The sequence below is a fragment of the Brevibacterium sp. ACRRH genome (assembly GCF_022346365.1).
GTDB classification, from domain to species: domain Bacteria; phylum Actinomycetota; class Actinomycetes; order Actinomycetales; family Brevibacteriaceae; genus Brevibacterium; species Brevibacterium paucivorans.
Genome location: NZ_JAKRMN010000005.1, coordinates 26,380 through 41,372 on the forward strand (window position 1 = coordinate 26,380; position 14,993 = coordinate 41,372).

Sequence of the window (14,993 nt, forward strand, 5' to 3'; positions counted from 1 at the left end):
CCATCCATCAAGAAAGAAAGAAGCTATGTCTTCAACATCAAACACTGCTGAGCTAACCAGCATCTCAGTTACGCCGCCAAGTTACCGGCATGACCCTTCAGCCCGCATCCGCGCCATCAATTGGAATCGGGTGAGCGATGAGAAGGATCTTGAAGTGTGGAACCGCCTCACCGCCAACTTTTGGTTGCCAGAAAAGGTTCCACTTTCAAACGATCTCCCGGCGTGGCAGAGGATGACACCGGAGGAACGCAACCTCACCATGCGGGTGTTCACGGGACTCACCACCCTGGACACCGTCCAGGCCACTGTGGGCGAAATCTGTCAGATCCAAGATGCCCGCACCGAGCACGAGGAGGCCGTGTATACCAACATCGCCTTCATGCAATCAGTCCATGCCCGTTCTTACTCTTCAGTGTTTTCTACTTTGAGCAGTACGAAAGAAATTGATGAGGCATACCGCTGGGCGGTGAATAATGACCTTCTCCAGGCACGCGCCAAAAAAGTGCTCACTCATTATTTTGGACCCGATCCACTCAAGCGCAAAGTGTCATCGACGCTGCTTTCCTCGCTGCTTCTCTACGCGGGTTTCTATCTTCCCCTGCATTTTTCCGTCCACGCCACCCTGACAAATACGGCAGACATGATTCGCCTCATTCTGCGTGACAAGGCAGTGCACGGTTACTACTCAGGCTACAAGTACCAGCGCGGACTGGAAACGTCTGCTCCACAACGGCAACAGGAGATGCATGATTTCACTATTTCCTTGCTCGAAGAGCTTTATGCCCTAGAGCTGGATTATTCCGGCGAGCTATATGAGCCGTTGGGGCTCATGGATGATGTAGCTGTATTCGTTCGCTATAACGCCAATAAGGCGCTCATGAATTTGGGCTACCCGGACTACTTCCCACCTGAAGAAACGGAAGTGAACCCGGAAATCCTCGCTGCCCTAGCACCTGGAGCAGATGAAAACCATGACTTCTTCTCCGGCTCCGGTTCCTCCTATGTCATTGGCACCGCTGAAGAAACGAGTGATGATGACTGGGTTTTCTAAACCGTTTCCACGACCAGACCAAGGAAGCTGGCTTGAGACCATCGCGCTGTTTGAAGCCATCCGCGAAGGAAACCAACCAGCAGCCATGCGGCTTTTGGATACGTCCGCCGCACGGGAGGCCGTCCTCGGGGGACTGTTAGGACTCATCGAACTGTACTTCCGCCATGAAGAAGACAAAGTGGATAACTTTCTTACTGCCGCCCACGCCGCCGGGCCACCGCCTGCCTTTGGCTGCAAGCCTTTTCTCCCTTGATCGCACGTACCTACGCCCAACTAAGAAGAAAGGACTTCCTATGACCACCCCACGCATTAGTGTTATCGTCGGCAGCCTGCGCCGCGGCTCATTTGCGCGCAAGATTGCACACGAAGTGCTCACAATGATCCCTGAAAACTACCAGGCAGACATCGTTGAAATCCGTGACTTGCCGCTCTATGACTTCGACTACGATGACCCCTCGGTCACGGACAAGCCCATTCCAGCTGAGTACACCACTTTCCGCGACACCATCAAGAACTCGAGCGGCGTCCTCTTTGTTACCCCGGAAAATAACCGTACTATCCCTGCCTGTCTCAAGAATGCAGTGGACATCGGTTCCAAGCCCAACTCGGATGTGGCTTGGAAGAACCTTCCCGCAGGTATCATCAGCCACTCTGTAGGCCGCATGGGCGGCTACAGTTCACAGAAGAACCTCCGGCTCGCCCTGTCCTACTTCGATATGCCGCTTCCTGGTCAGCCCGAGGTATTCCTTGGCCAATCCCCCACCCTCTTCGAAGACTCCGGCCATCTCAATGAAGGCACCGCAGGCTTTGTCAAAGACTACGTTATACGCTTCCTGCAGTTGGTCGACATGACATTAACAGCCAAGCACAGCTAGCGACGGCGACTAACCCTAGCCACCGCCCTCTACGAAGTACTTGAAGGCTTCTAAAGGGCCTTCTCAAAGACACAAACCCCGGATTCACACTCATCCTTGAGTTACCTGAATCCGGGGTTTCGCTTTCCCTCGACCACACACAAAAGGGTCTCTTCCGGTTTTGGGGTGCGTAGCGGGGTGAGGTAGAACATGACGGGTTCAGCGGGTCACCACAACATGTAGGGGTCCCTGGTGTGAAGATGAAAGTTCCTACACAACCATCTACACCCACCAGGGACCCGTACTGTGAAGCCTACTGGAAACCTCGTTGCTGACACCATCTGCCGTACCGCGGAAATCGGACTTGCCATCACCGGTGCCGCTGACGCCGGACCATTGACCATCATTGAGGCCACGCCAGTAGCCGTTTCTGGTGTGTGTCCGGACTGTGGGCAGTCAGGAAAGCTGCGCGACCACATCACCCGTCGACTCGTTGATCTTCCTGTCGTCGGATTCCCCACTAGGCTGCACGTAACAGTCCCTAGATTCTTGTGCACAGCCACGTCGTGCCCAAGGAAGATCTTCCAGGCCTCCTTGGCTTGCGCGGATGACGGCTCCAAGCTCACGCACCGGGTCACCCGCTGGATCTTGCAACGCCTTGCTATTGACTGAAGCGTCCTGGGTTCAGTTCCTACCTCAGGTAAGGAAGGATTAGGCACTATGCCCAGAAAGTATTCCGTTGAGTTCAAGGAGAAGGCGGTCCATCAGATCATCGAAATGGTCCGTCTGGAGTCTTGCTCACTGCAACGCGCCTACACGGAGGTCGGTGAGCTGCTTGGAGTATCCCACCACACGTTGCGGGCTTGGTACCGTGACAGCGCTTCAGTACGAGACAATTCTGATGCGCCAGGCGGCGAAACAATAGAAGAAGAGCTCAAGCGTCTGCGCCGCGAAAACCGCGAACTGAAACGAGCAAACGGGATTCTTAAGACAGCTTCGGCTTTTTTCGCAGCGGAACTCGACCGACCCACGACCAAATGATCTCCTACATCGACGCGTACAAAGATCAATTTGGGGTCGAGGCCATCTGCCGAGTCCTTAAACAAGCAGATCGTGGATTCATCACCTCCCGGGGCTACCGCAAGGCGACCACTCGTGTTCCCAGCGCAAGGGCCTTAAGCGATAGCCTGCTCATCCCAGAGATTCGGCGTGTACACGCGGAGAATTTCTCGGTCTACGGCATCCGCAAAATGTGGCACGCGATGAACCGTGAAGGCTTTCATATCGGTCGCGACAAGACCGCACGTCTGATGAAACTCGCAGGTGTTTCCGGCCGCCGACGTGGGCGAACCCCGGTGACAACGATTAGCCCGAAGACACCGGATCACCGCCCGGACCTTGTGCGCCGAAACTTTCGTGCACAGGCACCAGGCAGGCTTTGGGTTGCCGACATTACCTACGTTCGCACCCTGTCAGGATTCGCCTATACCGCGTTTGTCGTGGATGTATTCAGCCGAAAAATTGTTGGTGTCGCTACACGCTCGACGATGCGTACCGACGCGCTGCCGATGGAGGCTTTGGAGCATGCGTTAACGACTGCAGGGCGAATCCATGGAAACCAGCTCATTCACCACAGCGATCGGGGCAGCCAGTATGTGTCACTGAAGTAGGGCCCGGCCCCCGGAAAGTAGACACCGTGGGGGTGAAATTATTGGCTTTACTCTAGCGCATTGTTAGGAAGCGTGAGTTTCGTACTCAATGGGTGTGAGGTACTTGCACCAGGAATGCCTTCGGGTGGTGTTGTAGCGCGCACACCATGCGAAGACGTCGCGCCGGCAGACTAGCTGATTGGAAAAGACTTTCTGGTCTTTGAGCACTTCTCGTTTCAACGCCGCGTTAAACGACTCCGCGAGTGAATTATCAGCGCTGCTGCCAACTGCTCCCATCGACTGGGTGACGTTGAGTCTTCGGCAGACAGCCTGAAACTGCGATGAGGTATACACGCTGCCATGATCTGAGTGGAAGATCGCCCCGGAGAGACTGCCACGGGTACGGCGAGCATGCTCGAGCGCTTCTTCGACGAGGTCGGTGCGCATGTGGTCTGCGATCGCGAAGCCGACGAGCATCCGCGAGTAGCAGTCAATCACAGAAGCCAGATACATATTCGACCCGTCTGCGATCGGCAGATAGGTAATATCGCCGACGAGGATCCTATTGGCAGCTGGCGCAGTGAAGTTACGCTTGACCAGGTCAGCGAATATAAAGCGATGACGCTCACGCTGCGTTGTCGTGACCTTACGTTTTTTCGTGTAGCCGCGCAGCTGAAGCTTCCTCATAATCCGGGCGATGCGCTTATGGTTGACCGGTCCGGTGCTACTGTACGCATCGTTGAAAGTCAGCTCGGCGGCAATGCGTTTTGCGCCGTAGAGCTGCCTCTTGTCGTCGAAGATGGCCTGGACCTTGGCTCCGAGTATGGCATCATCAACCAGTCTGCGGTGCCGCTGGGCGCTGCTAGCTTTCCATTTGTAGTAGGAGCTGCGGTTTAACCCGAGTACGGTGCACATCCGCTTGACCGAGTAATCGGTGCGGTGGTCATCAACGAACCGGAAGCGGATCACCAGTTCGTCTCTTCCATGAAATATTTGGCTGCCTTACACAAAATATCGCGTTCTTCTTTCAGGCGGGCGTTTCCCTGTTGCAGCTGACGTAGCTTCTCAGCATCGGTCAGTTGCCTCGCACGATCAGCACGTAAGCCCGCTGAAAGCTGGGGTTTCGTGCCAGTTCCGTACTTATCAACCCATACGCGAAGCGTGGAGCGGTTGATCCCTAAATCAGCGGCCGCAGCGTTCAACGACACCTGTGGATCGTTCTCGTACATCGCGACCGCGTCGAGCTTGAACTGATCCGAATAAACCTTCCTAGGCATGGAGGTAGATTACCTTTCCCCGACTCAACACAGCCGGAATCAGAGGTGTCTACCAAACAGGGGTCAGGTCCCAGCCTAGAAATCGCGCCAAACATTCACTGAACGTTTGCTTCTCCATGCATTTAGCCAAAACCGACAACGGAACGCACGTACCAGACTATGACACGGTTAACCCTAGTAACCGTTCATGGTAGGCCTGAGCCACAGCATAAGTGGTCGCCAAGTCTTGCCAGTTCGACGAAAGTTATGGGCTTCAATTTTTCGATTTTGCACCCTTCAAGATCCCCTGCAGAAGCAAAAGTGAGGCTCTCAGCTATACGGATAATGTAAGCGCGCCCGCGCGTCGCAAGCTTTCTGTCCCGGCCGAGACGGACAGTACCTGATTGCCAAGGAACGCTTGACCCGATCCAAGGTCAACGAATCTGTTTTGCATTATCAGGACGCGGACATGATGAGCAGTCTCGTCGGTCTACACCAGCCTTTTTGCACTCACAGTTGACCGATCACGCCTACCAATTACTCCAGGACTGATGTGTAAGAACGCGCGGTGTGTGTCCGCCATGCGAACCATCGACTGCAACGAGGAGAAATCTATACGAAGCACACTCGGCAACTCTTGTTCTCTCTTTGTCGAGAACCAATCATGCATCTCTTCTTGCGAAACGTTCAGAACTTGTTCAATCACTGACCTAACACGTCTCGAACCTCATCGTCTCTTACTCCAAAGAACCAGCAGCCACCTACGAGCAGAAGACAGCAAGTCGCGGCGCTCCAAGCAAGCGTTACACCACTTACCGAGATGAGAACTCCAGCCAGAAGCGATGCCCCAGCCTTAGCCAACCCTGCAAATGCATTACGTAACAGCGTGAAACTACCCACCCGACTTGGCGTCGGTGCTTGGTTTGTTAAAACCTGCATTGCAAGCACATTTACAGTTCCGAAGAATGCGCATAGAAACAAAAGTATTGGTGCGATAAAAGGCGAGCGAACAAACACAAACGCGAAACAACTCGCACTCGCGAGCGGTAATGACCATTTCAAGATTGATACTAACGGAACCGCAGCAAAACTGAGGCATGCCCCCGCAACGACACCTCCAACGGACACGGAAACCGAAAGAAGAGAAAGATAGGATGCCGTCGAACCATCGACTAGCAAGTCCGCTAGTGGGGCAATCATCGTGTCAATGTACGGAAGGAACGCGCTACTTGGAACGGTAAACATCAAAACGATCACCATTATTCGCGACAAGTTTCCAGCCGATGTTTCTATTTTTCGTTCTGTAGCGCTGCGATCCACTCCGCGCTTAATACGATCATGAACTCCAAATCGATGGCGTGAACCCTTATGCGAAAGCGCAACATTAGCGAAGCACAACGAAAGGCAATAGAGAGCACATGTCAAAGCAAAACACCACACCACTCCTACAACGTCTATAAGCAGCCCTGCACATCCAGCGCCGACCAGCCCACCGACAATACCCAAAGCGGTCGATTTCTGTAACACGAGCGCACCTTCTACGCCGGGAAACTTTAACCTTATTACGCGACCCACAAACGCTTTATTGAACGCTTTTACAATGCTTAAGCTTGATTGCACCAATAACACTGTTGCCACAAAAGTAATCAGCGATGCGCTCATTGCTTGACTAAGAAGAAGGGCAAGAGACCCAACAACTAATATGAAATTGGAGATTGATAGGTGACGCTCAGTACCTTTCCGGTCAACAACAGACCGGAACACAATGCTTGCAATAACTCCAGGTAGATATGCAGTTGCACCGACAATTCCTACTAAGATAGAACTTCTTGTTGCAGAAAAAACAGAAAATATAAGAGCAAGACCTTGCATTGCTTCGGCACAACTTGAAGTGCAGTAAAATGCTTTTAACGCCAAAGCGTTTTGATGATTCTGATGTCTATGCGATGCACTCATTACACATCCGACATTCCGCGAGGAAGCCGCTCGAGCTTTTCATCTGTAGACACTGTCCACTTTCGGAAACTCCAGCCATGACCGACCCGGCATTCGACAAAGGAACTGAGGAGGCAGAAAGAGGCCGGTCTATACAACTCAGCGGTGAGCCGAGACTCGCGCCCATCATCAAGCACCTCAAAGTGACACTCAGCTTTTCGCAGTCCAATCACGCTTAACGTCCTATACACACATCCGTTGAATGAGTCACGTACGAGAATGAGTATTCTACGAGGCGCCTGAGCTACACGTTCCCGAATTATCAACTACTGGACAATCCTACTGTGACGTTGCGCACTTTTCTTGCGCACCGCCATGAAACCTTCAAAATCAGTGGTTCTCAAAAGTGTTGCAATCTCAGCAACACAACAACGTCCCTGCGCGCGACAGATCCTCTCTCACAGATCCGCATAAAAAATCGGGGCGGACTGAAGTCCACCCCGATTTTTACAGACCTAGTGCGTATCAGCACCCAGCCAGCAACCTGGCCAACGTCTACTTATGCAGCGTTGTTCTTAGGTGCGTTGACGTCAGCTGGGAGTGCCGACTTTGCAACCTCGACCAGCGAGGTGAAGACTGCTGGGTCGTTCACTGCCAGTTCAGCCAGCATGCGGCGGTCAACCTCAACCTGTGCGGCCTTGAGGCCCTGGATGAAACGGTTGTAAGTCATGCCGTTTGCGCGGGCACCGGCGTTAATGCGCTGGATCCACAGGCGACGGAAGTCACCCTTGCGCTGGCGGCGGTCACGGTAGCTGTATACCAGTGAGTGGATGACCTGCTCTTTTGCCTTGCGGTACAGGCGTGAGCGCTGACCGCGGTATCCCTTTGCGCGTTCGAGGATTACCCGACGCTTCTTCTTGGCGTTAATCGCCCTTTTCACACGTGCCACGTGTTCTCCTTAAAAATCTAAATGTGTTCAGCGGTAGTGAGCCAAGCGAGCGGCTTGGTCCACGTACGTGTCAGCGGCCCTTGAACTTACCCAGAAGCTTCTTGGCCTTGGCTGCGTCACCCGGTGCCAGTACCTGGTCCTGGGAGATCTGACGCTTACGCTTCGAGCTCTTGTGTTCAGCGAGGTGGCGGTTACCTACGCCTTCGCGCATGATTTTTCCGCTACCCGTAACGCGCACGCGCTTCTTCGTACCGCTGTGGGTCTTCTGCTTCGGCATTGTGCCGTCTCCTTACGTTTTACATCGACGACGCTCGTGAGCGCCGTTTTCTATTCAGCTGTGTGAGAGCTTTAAGCTTCTTCGCGTGCTTCGGCTTTAGCCTGAGCTGCGCGTTCGCGCCGCGACTTTACTTCAGCCTTCGTGCCCTTCGCGCCTTTGGTTGCGCGACGGCTTTCAGCCTTAGCATCGGCCTTCGATTTGACCGGCGCGATGACCATGACCATGTTGCGTCCGTCGACACGCGGTGCAGATTCGACAGTTCCCAATTCTGCGACGTCGTCTGCCAACTTGTTGAGCAGTTTCATACCCATTTCTGGGCGAGACTGCTCACGTCCACGGAACATGATCATGACCTTGACCTTGTCGCCACCGGAAAGGAAGCGACTGACATGGCCCTTTTTAGTTTCGTAGTCGTGGTCATCGATCTTGAGGCGGAACCGGATTTCCTTCAAAGCCATGTTGGCTTGATTCTTCCGAGCTTCACGAGCCTTCTGGGCAGATTCATACTTGAACTTGCCGTAGTCCATGAGTTTGACAACAGGTGGCTTGGCCTGAGGCGCAACCTCTACAAGGTCCAGATCGGCCGAGCGAGCAAGGTCGAGTGCCTTCCTGATGGCGACAATTCCAACCTGTTCTCCGTTTGGTCCGACGAGTCGAACCTCTGGAACTCGAATGCGATCGTTAATACGCGGCTCGCTGATGTGTTGCTCCTTCTCAAGATGATTGTTCACGAGTGGGGCACAAAAAAGGCCCCCTTTGCACAAAGGGAGCCCACATGAACGTTCGCACGAACGCATCCATCTGAAACACAGATATACATATCTTCTATTCAAATGGTGGTAACCCGGCTACTGAAAATAACCAAGGTGGGAGTGAAACTCCGCTTTGCACAGGCTCCAGCATACACGAACTGAAGCGAGAAAGAGAAATGTGGGCTTGTATGTCACTATTGTGGTCATGACGACCCACAGTTTTGACAATAGTGACTTTAATGCCGGCGATGATAACGGCGCCAGCAACAGCATTGACAGCAACGACGCCGAACAGCAGGCGTTACGCGACATTGCTGATGTGCCGGCGGTTGAGATTATTTCTTCTGCCGCGGTGCACTTGATGAGTGCAGCTGCTGTGAAGTGCGGTCTTGCAGAGGACACACCGGAGTCGAGTGGGCGGGATCTGCAGGATCTTGATGAAGCGCGCAAGTTGATTACTGCGTTGGCTGGGCTGGTTACGGCGGCTTCGACCGAGGTTGGCGATCACCATGCGCGCCCGTTGCGTGATGGGTTGCGGTCGTTGCAGTTGGCGTTCCGCGAGGCGTCGTCGATTCCGGATGCGCCAGGTAAGGGACCGGGCGAGAAGTTTACTGGACCTGTGAGCTAGTGCGGCGCTGGCCGTGTTGGTTAGTGGCCTAGTACCCATTCAGGGAACGGGTCTGTGTAGTTTTCCCATGCTTGGACTCCGTCGAGGAGTTCGGAGTCGGTGAGGGTGGCGGTGTCGAGCACTGCACGGAGTTCTGCGGCGTGAAGGTCAACACCTGTGATGCCAAGTTCTTGACCAAAAGCCAGTTGTTGATCTGGGGTGTCGCGTGCCGCTGGTTCTAGGGATACTGCGGGGCCGGTGTTACTCCATAGTCCCGTGATGCCGGGGCGGCTTGCGAGTCTGACGAATCCTGCTACGCGGATGACGGTTCCGCATATGCCCGAGGTGATGACACGGTCGAAGGCGCTGTGGAGCCGGGCTGGGTGGAAGGGGCGGAGGTTTTCGTAGAGGAACGAGGTGACGCGAGGGTGCGTACGCGGTGGCGTGTGGCTTGAGTTGAGTAGTTGCACCCACCCGGGCATGGTGAGTTCGGGGCTGATGGGCAGGTTACTGTGGATGGTTGCGCTGATTGACTCGGTGTCGCTCCAGATTATGCGTACAGTTGGGTTGAGATGGCTCAGCAGGGCTTGAGCCATTTCCCATTCGAAGGGCTTCGCCCCTACTAAGCATATGTGGGTGGCGTATTCGATGCATCCGGCGGCGCATTGGCAGGCGGGGGTGCAGTCGTCGAGTGGTATGCCGTGTTCGAAGCGGACGTGGTGCACGTCAATGTCACTGGCGAGGTCGTCGAGTAGTGCGCGGGCTTCAACGGCTACGACGACTGCGCGTAGTTCGACGTCTGGTCGCGAAAGGGAGCCGATGATGTCTTCGACCTGCGCTGAGTGCGGGTAGTCGGCGACAATTCCGGGGTGAGTGCCCAGTTCCGGGAGTGGGCTTGGTTCTGGAAGTGAGTCTGTTGCGTGTAGTGAGTCGATGAGTCGTGAGCCGGCTGTGACGGGGTCGGTGGTTCCGATTGGGCGATAACGGTATCCGAGGTTGTGGGCGATGTCGGTGGCGGTGAGGTAGCGGGCGTCTGGCGATCGACCCACGACGGCTACGACTGGGAGAAGAGTCATGGCGAGGATCTTAGCGAGACTTTGTCGCTGGGACTAAGAGCCCGATAAATATGTGTTCATATCATGCGTGACCAGGCATTATACAAGCGGAGCCGAGCGCCCTAGAGTGTGCTTTCGACATTTTCTATGACTGTCCACGAGCACTACTAGCACTAGAGGAGCTACCCCATGAAGGTCCGAGCATCACTGCGATCCATCAAGAACCAAAAAGGCGCTCAGGTTGTTAAGCGCAAAGGCCGCATCTACGTGATCAACAAGCAGAACCCCCGCATGAAAGCCCGACAGAAGTAAGCATTCTTGCCCTTAGCCCTGCACTCTCATTAACCCTTCAGTGGAGCGCGTGCCAATCACGAAGGTGTGATTGGGAGGAGTGCTGGTTTTAGTACGTAACGTTAGGCCCACTAAAATATCCAAACATGCCGCCTAACATTAATAAGAAGAATTATCGTCTGGCAGACATGAGCCTATCGCCAGATGACGCGGTACCCTACCCTGACCCCGATGAAACGGCCGAAGTCATTGAGGACCGTATCGATATGGCTGAATTCGGCACTGTTTTGCATGTTCGGGAGTGGCGTGGCTCTGACGATACGGTGGAGCAGTTTGCTCTCATGCTCAATGTCTCCCCCGAACACGAAGCGTATAACCGGTGTCGGCAGCTCAAGGGCGGCATGGCAAATTTTGAGCAGGTGAGACGCACTGACACGTGGCACAGCACTATTCACAGCCATCAATATTTCATCGACTGTGACGAGTGTGATTGGCAACTTCACACGAAGCTAGTCGGAGGTATCCACAAGGATGAATCCCGCCGCGTCGTTCACGGAACGTTCCAAAAGCACTATTATGAAATGTTGTATCCGTTTGTCTACCTTGAGCGTTGGGAGGCCGGTAAACAATGAGCGAAGTGCAAAAACGACACTACAGCGCGCGTATGGCGGTTGCGCAACTGTTTCGTTCGTTCCTTGACGAAAACGGCGAGCGTGCCCGCCTCATGGAGCGACTGGGCGTTAAAACTATGCCAGTCATTATTCCGGCTCTGGGTGATACCTTGGCGTCGAACATTCGCGAAGCGGCCAACCGCCATTTCCAAAGCGGTGAGCAACATGTAGTCGTTCCGGTTTGCTTGCCAGTCCGAAGCTCCAAGACAATGAAGCTATTCATACTCGTTGTTTCAACGCAGGACACTAAGACTTTCTGGCAACTGGATATGAACGAACTTCACGACAGTGGTGAAATGGCACAGGTCGTCGAGACGCTAGACGCGCGCAAGAAGTGGGAGATTAAAGACCTTGACTCCCAGCAGCAAGAATTAAAAGACCTGGCGGCTTCGATTTAGCCGATAGCTAGAAGACAAAACCAGCCAACACCAAGGGCGCCTCCCCCAGTGGGGAGACGCCCTTGCGGGTTAAGCGAACCGTGCACCTACAGGAACACGCGCCTACAACAACTTGGCCCTACAGGAAGATGCCGTTTCCTGGTCCCAGTGGCAGATCCAGGAAGTACCAAATCGCCAGCAACGCCGCCCACGTAAGCCAGAACGGAATCACAAACGGCAGCATGCGCGAAACCAAGGTACCGATTCCCGCCTCGGGCTCATACCTGCGCAACAGCCCCAGGATCACAATCATGTACGGGTTCAGCGGCGTAATCACCTGCGTCGCCGAGTCACCCACACGGAACGCCGCCTGCACAAACGCCGGCTCCAGCCCAATCAGAGCGAACATGGGCACGAACACACCAGCCATGATCGTCCACATGGACGACCCAGAAATAATGAACAAGTTCAGCACACTGGCCAGCAGGATGAAGCCAATGATCACGGGGAACCCGGTCAGGTTCGCGGCCTTGAGCCCCTCGGCGCCAGTCACCGCAATCCACGACCCAATCCCCGTCCAGTTAAACAGCGCAATGAACTGCCCCAGAATGAACGCCAGCACCAGGAAGCTAATCATGTCGATGAGCGCCTTGCCCATCATGTCGACCACATCGGCCATCTTGGTGACGGTCTTCACGACCACACCGTAGACCACACCCATCCCCATGAAGTAGATGAACACAATAAATGCGATCGACGACAGCAGCGGCGACTGCGGCAGGAAGCCACCTTCTTCATTTCGCCACGGCGAGTTCGGAATCAGCACGGCCCACAGCAAGATCACCGTCAGAATCGCACCGAAAATCAGCGACGCAATCAGCGCCTTCTTCTCAGCCGGCTTCAGGTACTGCGAAATCTCCTCGCCCTCGCCAGCCTCGGCTTCTTCCACCTTCTCACGCGGAGAGTTAATGCGTTCAAGCTGCGGCTCCAACACCCGGGAGATGATGAACCCACACACAATCGCCAGCGCAATCGACGACGCGATGTTGAACCAGTAGTTGGACACCGGGTTAACCGCCGCGTACTCCTGCCCCGGCAGGGTGTTCATGACCGAGGTGGTAATTCCCGCGAACAGAGCGTCCAGTGACGTGGGTACGAGTGCAGTAGAGTAACCGGCACCCACTGCGGCGAACCCTCCCAGCAGACCAGCCACCGGGTGACGCCCCGCCGCCTTGAACACCAGAGCGGCCAGTGGCGGAATCACCACGAACGCCGAGTCAGCCATGATCGACCCGGTCACACCCACGATCCCCACCGCGTACGGCAACAACCAGCGCGGCGAGGATCCGAACGCCACGCGCACCATAGCCGCGAGCATTCCGGTCTTTTCAGCCACACCAACCGCCAACAGAATCGGCAAAACGGTCACCAGCGGCGGGAAGCCAATGTAGTTATCACCCAGCATCGTGGTGAACCACGACAGCCCCTCACCCGTGAACAAGCCCTTAATCGCAATAGTTTCAGGGCCTTCTTTTCCTGGCACCTCAACGGACACACCGGCCATCGCCATAGCGGTGGACACGACTCCAGTAATGAGGAACAGCCCCAGGAACAGGGTGAACGGTTCAGGAAGTTTGTTTCCGACTTTCTCGACACCCTCAAGCATTCGCACGGACAGCGAAGGCTTGGCGTCTTTAGCCGAGTTGGTGGCACTACTCATTGTGTCTCCAAGGTTTGTAGGTCTGTGGTAAAAGCCAGACGGCTTCCGGTCGAAGCCAAGTGGCCCCAAGTGAAAGAATCGTCAGTTAAAGAAATTCGGCACATCCATCCGCCCTCCGGCGGCTTCAAAATCGGCAGTCACGCTCGCCGCGAGCTCGTCGTCAAACAGGAAGTCAGCCGCCGTCATGGCCAGGCCGTACGCCCCGTCAACAACGCCCTTCGACGCGCTCTGGGACCCAGATGCCGCTTCAAACGCCCGCGTGTGCAACGCCACCGATTCGTCTGAAATCTTAAGTAACGGGTGGATCCCTGGCACGCGATACGACACGTTCCCAAAGTCGGTCGACGCCGCAATCGACTCGTCAAGCACACCCGCCGGCAACGGCTGCCGCCCCACCGTGTTCTGGTGCTTCACCCACCTGTCGGTCAGCGGCTGGTTCGTGCGAATCGGAAGGCTCGGCGGGTGTACGTCCCACTGCAACTCGACCGCCGTACCCGTCATCAACGCTGCGCCCTGCGCCACATCATGCACACGCTCCGACAAGTCTTTCAGCGTCTCCGGGAACTTCGACCGCACGTACACCTGCACCTGCGCTTCCTCGGTGACGATCGACGGGCGCGTGCCACCTTCCGGAATAACCGCGTGGATTCGGTCAATCGGCGGCATCTGCTGCCTGAGCAACCCCAGCCCCTGGTAGAACAGGTTGGCCGCGTCCAACGCGTTGCGTCCCATGAACGGTTGCGCCGAGGCGTGCGCCGACACCCCCTTGTACGTCACCGTGAGCGTGCGCCGGCCCAGCCACACTTGGTCGGCACAGTCGTATCCGTACCCGTGCAACATGATGGCCGCGTCGAGCGAATCAAACGCACCTTCCCGCGCCATGTACTCCTTGCCGGTGTGCCCCTCCTCGGCGGGCGTGCCCAGCAGGACCACCTTCCCCGGCAACTGCGCCTTCGCATGCGCGCGAGCCAGCACCAAGAACGCCCCCACCCCGGTCGCACAAATGACGTTGTGCCCGCACGCGTGCCCGATCTCCGGCAACGCGTCGTACTCTGCCAGGATGCCGATAGTGCGCCCGGTGGACTCGCCGTCACCGACCTCGGCCCCGGCATCTCCACCCACCTGGGCGAGCACGGAGGTTTCCACCCCATACACTCCCGTCTGCGCGTCAATACCGTGCGCCCGCAACAGCTCAACGATCGCTTGGGCGCTCTCCCGCTCCTCAAACGCGGTCTCAGCCAACTGGTGAATCCGCGCGGACAGCTGGTGAAGGTCGTCAGTCACCGCCTCCAGCTCCTGCTTGACTACCTGCGCAAACGCGTCCGGCGCTCCCCCATCCCGAGGTGGTTCATAGGTCCGCCGTGCGGCCCGTTCCGCGGTGGCGCGGGCGATCTCGTCGGCGTAGTGCGTCGACGGTGGAATCGGCTCCGAAAGGTTCGTTCGTCGAATTTCCATGGTGTGATCGTACTCTCAATTGAACGATTTTGGAACGGTCGCTCGGTGCGTCTCATACATCGACACCCTATTGATCGCGGACATGCGACCATCA

General features: G+C 55.6%; 15 protein-coding genes and 2 pseudogenes. 9 read left to right on the forward strand and 8 right to left on the reverse strand.

All coding sequences use genetic code 11. The annotated features are described in order from the left end of the window. The first annotated feature begins 25 nt into the window (after positions 1-25). From nrdF to MHX53_RS06205, 5 genes and pseudogenes are all read left to right on the forward strand, one after another. Positions 26-1,051 carry a class 1b ribonucleoside-diphosphate reductase subunit beta gene (gene nrdF / locus MHX53_RS06185; RefSeq protein ID WP_102239617.1) on the forward strand — a complete coding sequence of 342 codons (1,026 nt, stop codon included), beginning with the start codon at positions 26-28 and terminating at the stop codon, positions 1,049-1,051. Further along, on the forward strand, positions 1,035-1,304 hold the full coding sequence (locus tag MHX53_RS06190; protein ID WP_102239618.1) for a hypothetical protein: 270 nt from the start codon (positions 1,035-1,037) through the stop codon (positions 1,302-1,304). The genes nrdF and MHX53_RS06190 overlap by 17 nt, the downstream gene beginning before the upstream one ends. A 40-nt stretch (positions 1,305-1,344) precedes the next feature. Continuing rightward, positions 1,345-1,926, forward strand: a complete 582-nt coding sequence (locus MHX53_RS06195) for an NADPH-dependent FMN reductase (RefSeq protein ID WP_022862715.1) — start codon at positions 1,345-1,347, stop codon at positions 1,924-1,926. A gap of 285 nt (positions 1,927-2,211) precedes the next feature. Beyond that, a pseudogene (locus MHX53_RS06200) lies at positions 2,212-2,574 on the forward strand (transposase family protein); the annotation flags it as partial. A gap of 51 nt (positions 2,575-2,625) precedes the next feature. Then, positions 2,626-3,572, forward strand: a pseudogene (locus MHX53_RS06205) (IS3 family transposase); the annotation flags it as partial. A 66-nt stretch (positions 3,573-3,638) separates the two neighbouring features. Here the strand turns inward: MHX53_RS06205 and MHX53_RS06210 are convergent. The 5 genes from MHX53_RS06210 to infC form a co-directional block, all read right to left on the reverse strand. Continuing rightward, positions 3,639-4,831, reverse strand: a protein-coding gene (locus tag MHX53_RS06210; RefSeq protein WP_239271607.1) for an IS3-like element IS3502 family transposase whose coding sequence is annotated in 2 segments (ribosomal slippage) — positions 3,639-4,543 and positions 4,543-4,831 — 1,194 coding nt in all. Because the reading frame shifts where the segments join, the coding sequence is not laid out codon by codon here. 681 nt (positions 4,832-5,512) lie between these two features. After that, a complete protein-coding gene (locus MHX53_RS06215) occupies positions 5,513-6,766 on the reverse strand; it encodes an MFS transporter (protein WP_146004649.1) in 1,254 nt (417 codons plus the stop codon). A gap of 538 nt (positions 6,767-7,304) precedes the next feature. Next, positions 7,305-7,694: a 50S ribosomal protein L20 gene (gene rplT / locus MHX53_RS06220; protein WP_102238813.1), complete on the reverse strand. Its 390-nt coding sequence runs from the start codon at positions 7,692-7,694 to the stop codon at positions 7,305-7,307. A 70-nt stretch (positions 7,695-7,764) separates the two neighbouring features. After that, positions 7,765-7,971, reverse strand: a complete 207-nt coding sequence (rpmI, locus tag MHX53_RS06225; RefSeq protein ID WP_102238812.1) for a 50S ribosomal protein L35 — start codon at positions 7,969-7,971, stop codon at positions 7,765-7,767. 71 nt (positions 7,972-8,042) lie between these two features. After that, positions 8,043-8,702 carry a translation initiation factor IF-3 gene (gene infC, locus MHX53_RS06230; RefSeq protein WP_239271608.1) on the reverse strand — a complete coding sequence of 220 codons (660 nt, stop codon included), beginning with the start codon at positions 8,700-8,702 and terminating at the stop codon, positions 8,043-8,045. Positions 8,703-8,928: 226 nt separating this feature from the next. On the opposite strand from infC, the gene MHX53_RS06235 reads away from it, so the two are divergent. After that, on the forward strand, positions 8,929-9,351 hold the full coding sequence (locus MHX53_RS06235) for a DUF1844 domain-containing protein (RefSeq protein ID WP_239271609.1): 423 nt from the start codon (positions 8,929-8,931) through the stop codon (positions 9,349-9,351). 20 nt (positions 9,352-9,371) lie between these two features. Here the strand turns inward: MHX53_RS06235 and MHX53_RS06240 are convergent, their stop codons facing one another. Next, positions 9,372-10,406, reverse strand: coding sequence for a GTP-binding protein (locus tag MHX53_RS06240; RefSeq protein WP_239271610.1), 1,035 nt, complete (start codon positions 10,404-10,406; stop codon positions 9,372-9,374). Positions 10,407-10,574: 168 nt separating this feature from the next. Here MHX53_RS06240 and ykgO point away from each other — a divergent pair, with 168 nt between their 5' ends. The 3 genes from ykgO to MHX53_RS06255 all read left to right on the forward strand — a co-directional run bounded on the left by ykgO (position 10,575) and on the right by MHX53_RS06255 (position 11,745). After that, complete coding sequence (gene ykgO / locus MHX53_RS06245) at positions 10,575-10,697, forward strand: type B 50S ribosomal protein L36 (RefSeq protein WP_005883678.1); 123 nt, start codon at positions 10,575-10,577, stop codon at positions 10,695-10,697. 125 nt (positions 10,698-10,822) lie between these two features. Next, positions 10,823-11,308, forward strand: coding sequence for a hypothetical protein (locus MHX53_RS06250; RefSeq protein ID WP_102238809.1), 486 nt, complete (start codon positions 10,823-10,825; stop codon positions 11,306-11,308). After that, positions 11,305-11,745: a hypothetical protein gene (locus MHX53_RS06255; protein ID WP_146004648.1), complete on the forward strand. Its 441-nt coding sequence runs from the start codon at positions 11,305-11,307 to the stop codon at positions 11,743-11,745. Before MHX53_RS06250 ends, MHX53_RS06255 begins: the two co-directional genes overlap by 4 nt. Positions 11,746-11,863: 118 nt before the next feature. Here MHX53_RS06255 and MHX53_RS06260 read toward each other — a convergent pair whose 3' ends face one another. After that, positions 11,864-13,444, reverse strand: a complete 1,581-nt coding sequence (locus tag MHX53_RS06260) for an AbgT family transporter (RefSeq protein ID WP_102238807.1) — start codon at positions 13,442-13,444, stop codon at positions 11,864-11,866. A gap of 81 nt (positions 13,445-13,525) precedes the next feature. Further along, on the reverse strand, positions 13,526-14,899 hold the full coding sequence (locus MHX53_RS06265; RefSeq protein ID WP_204515753.1) for a M20 family metallopeptidase: 1,374 nt from the start codon (positions 14,897-14,899) through the stop codon (positions 13,526-13,528). Positions 14,900-14,993 lie beyond the last annotated feature (94 nt).

What these genes read in the sequence shown, in the direction of transcription:
- MHX53_RS06235 (WP_239271609.1), top strand. Translation starts at nt 8,929, where the DNA reads ATGACGACCCACAGTTTTGACAATAGTGACTTTAATGCCGGCGATGAT.
- MHX53_RS06240 (WP_239271610.1), bottom strand. Translation starts at nt 10,406, where the DNA reads ATGACTCTTCTCCCAGTCGTAGCCGTCGTGGGTCGATCGCCAGACGCC.
- nrdF (WP_102239617.1), top strand. Translation starts at nt 26, where the DNA reads ATGTCTTCAACATCAAACACTGCTGAGCTAACCAGCATCTCAGTTACG.
- MHX53_RS06260 (WP_102238807.1), bottom strand. Translation starts at nt 13,444, where the DNA reads ATGAGTAGTGCCACCAACTCGGCTAAAGACGCCAAGCCTTCGCTGTCC.
- rpmI (WP_102238812.1), bottom strand. Translation starts at nt 7,971, where the DNA reads ATGCCGAAGCAGAAGACCCACAGCGGTACGAAGAAGCGCGTGCGCGTT.
- MHX53_RS06215 (WP_146004649.1), bottom strand. Translation starts at nt 6,766, where the DNA reads ATGAGTGCATCGCATAGACATCAGAATCATCAAAACGCTTTGGCGTTA.
- MHX53_RS06195 (WP_022862715.1), top strand. Translation starts at nt 1,345, where the DNA reads ATGACCACCCCACGCATTAGTGTTATCGTCGGCAGCCTGCGCCGCGGC.
- ykgO (WP_005883678.1), top strand. Translation starts at nt 10,575, where the DNA reads ATGAAGGTCCGAGCATCACTGCGATCCATCAAGAACCAAAAAGGCGCT.
- MHX53_RS06250 (WP_102238809.1), top strand. Translation starts at nt 10,823, where the DNA reads ATGCCGCCTAACATTAATAAGAAGAATTATCGTCTGGCAGACATGAGC.
- MHX53_RS06255 (WP_146004648.1), top strand. Translation starts at nt 11,305, where the DNA reads ATGAGCGAAGTGCAAAAACGACACTACAGCGCGCGTATGGCGGTTGCG.
- MHX53_RS06265 (WP_204515753.1), bottom strand. Translation starts at nt 14,899, where the DNA reads ATGGAAATTCGACGAACGAACCTTTCGGAGCCGATTCCACCGTCGACG.
- MHX53_RS06190 (WP_102239618.1), top strand. Translation starts at nt 1,035, where the DNA reads ATGACTGGGTTTTCTAAACCGTTTCCACGACCAGACCAAGGAAGCTGG.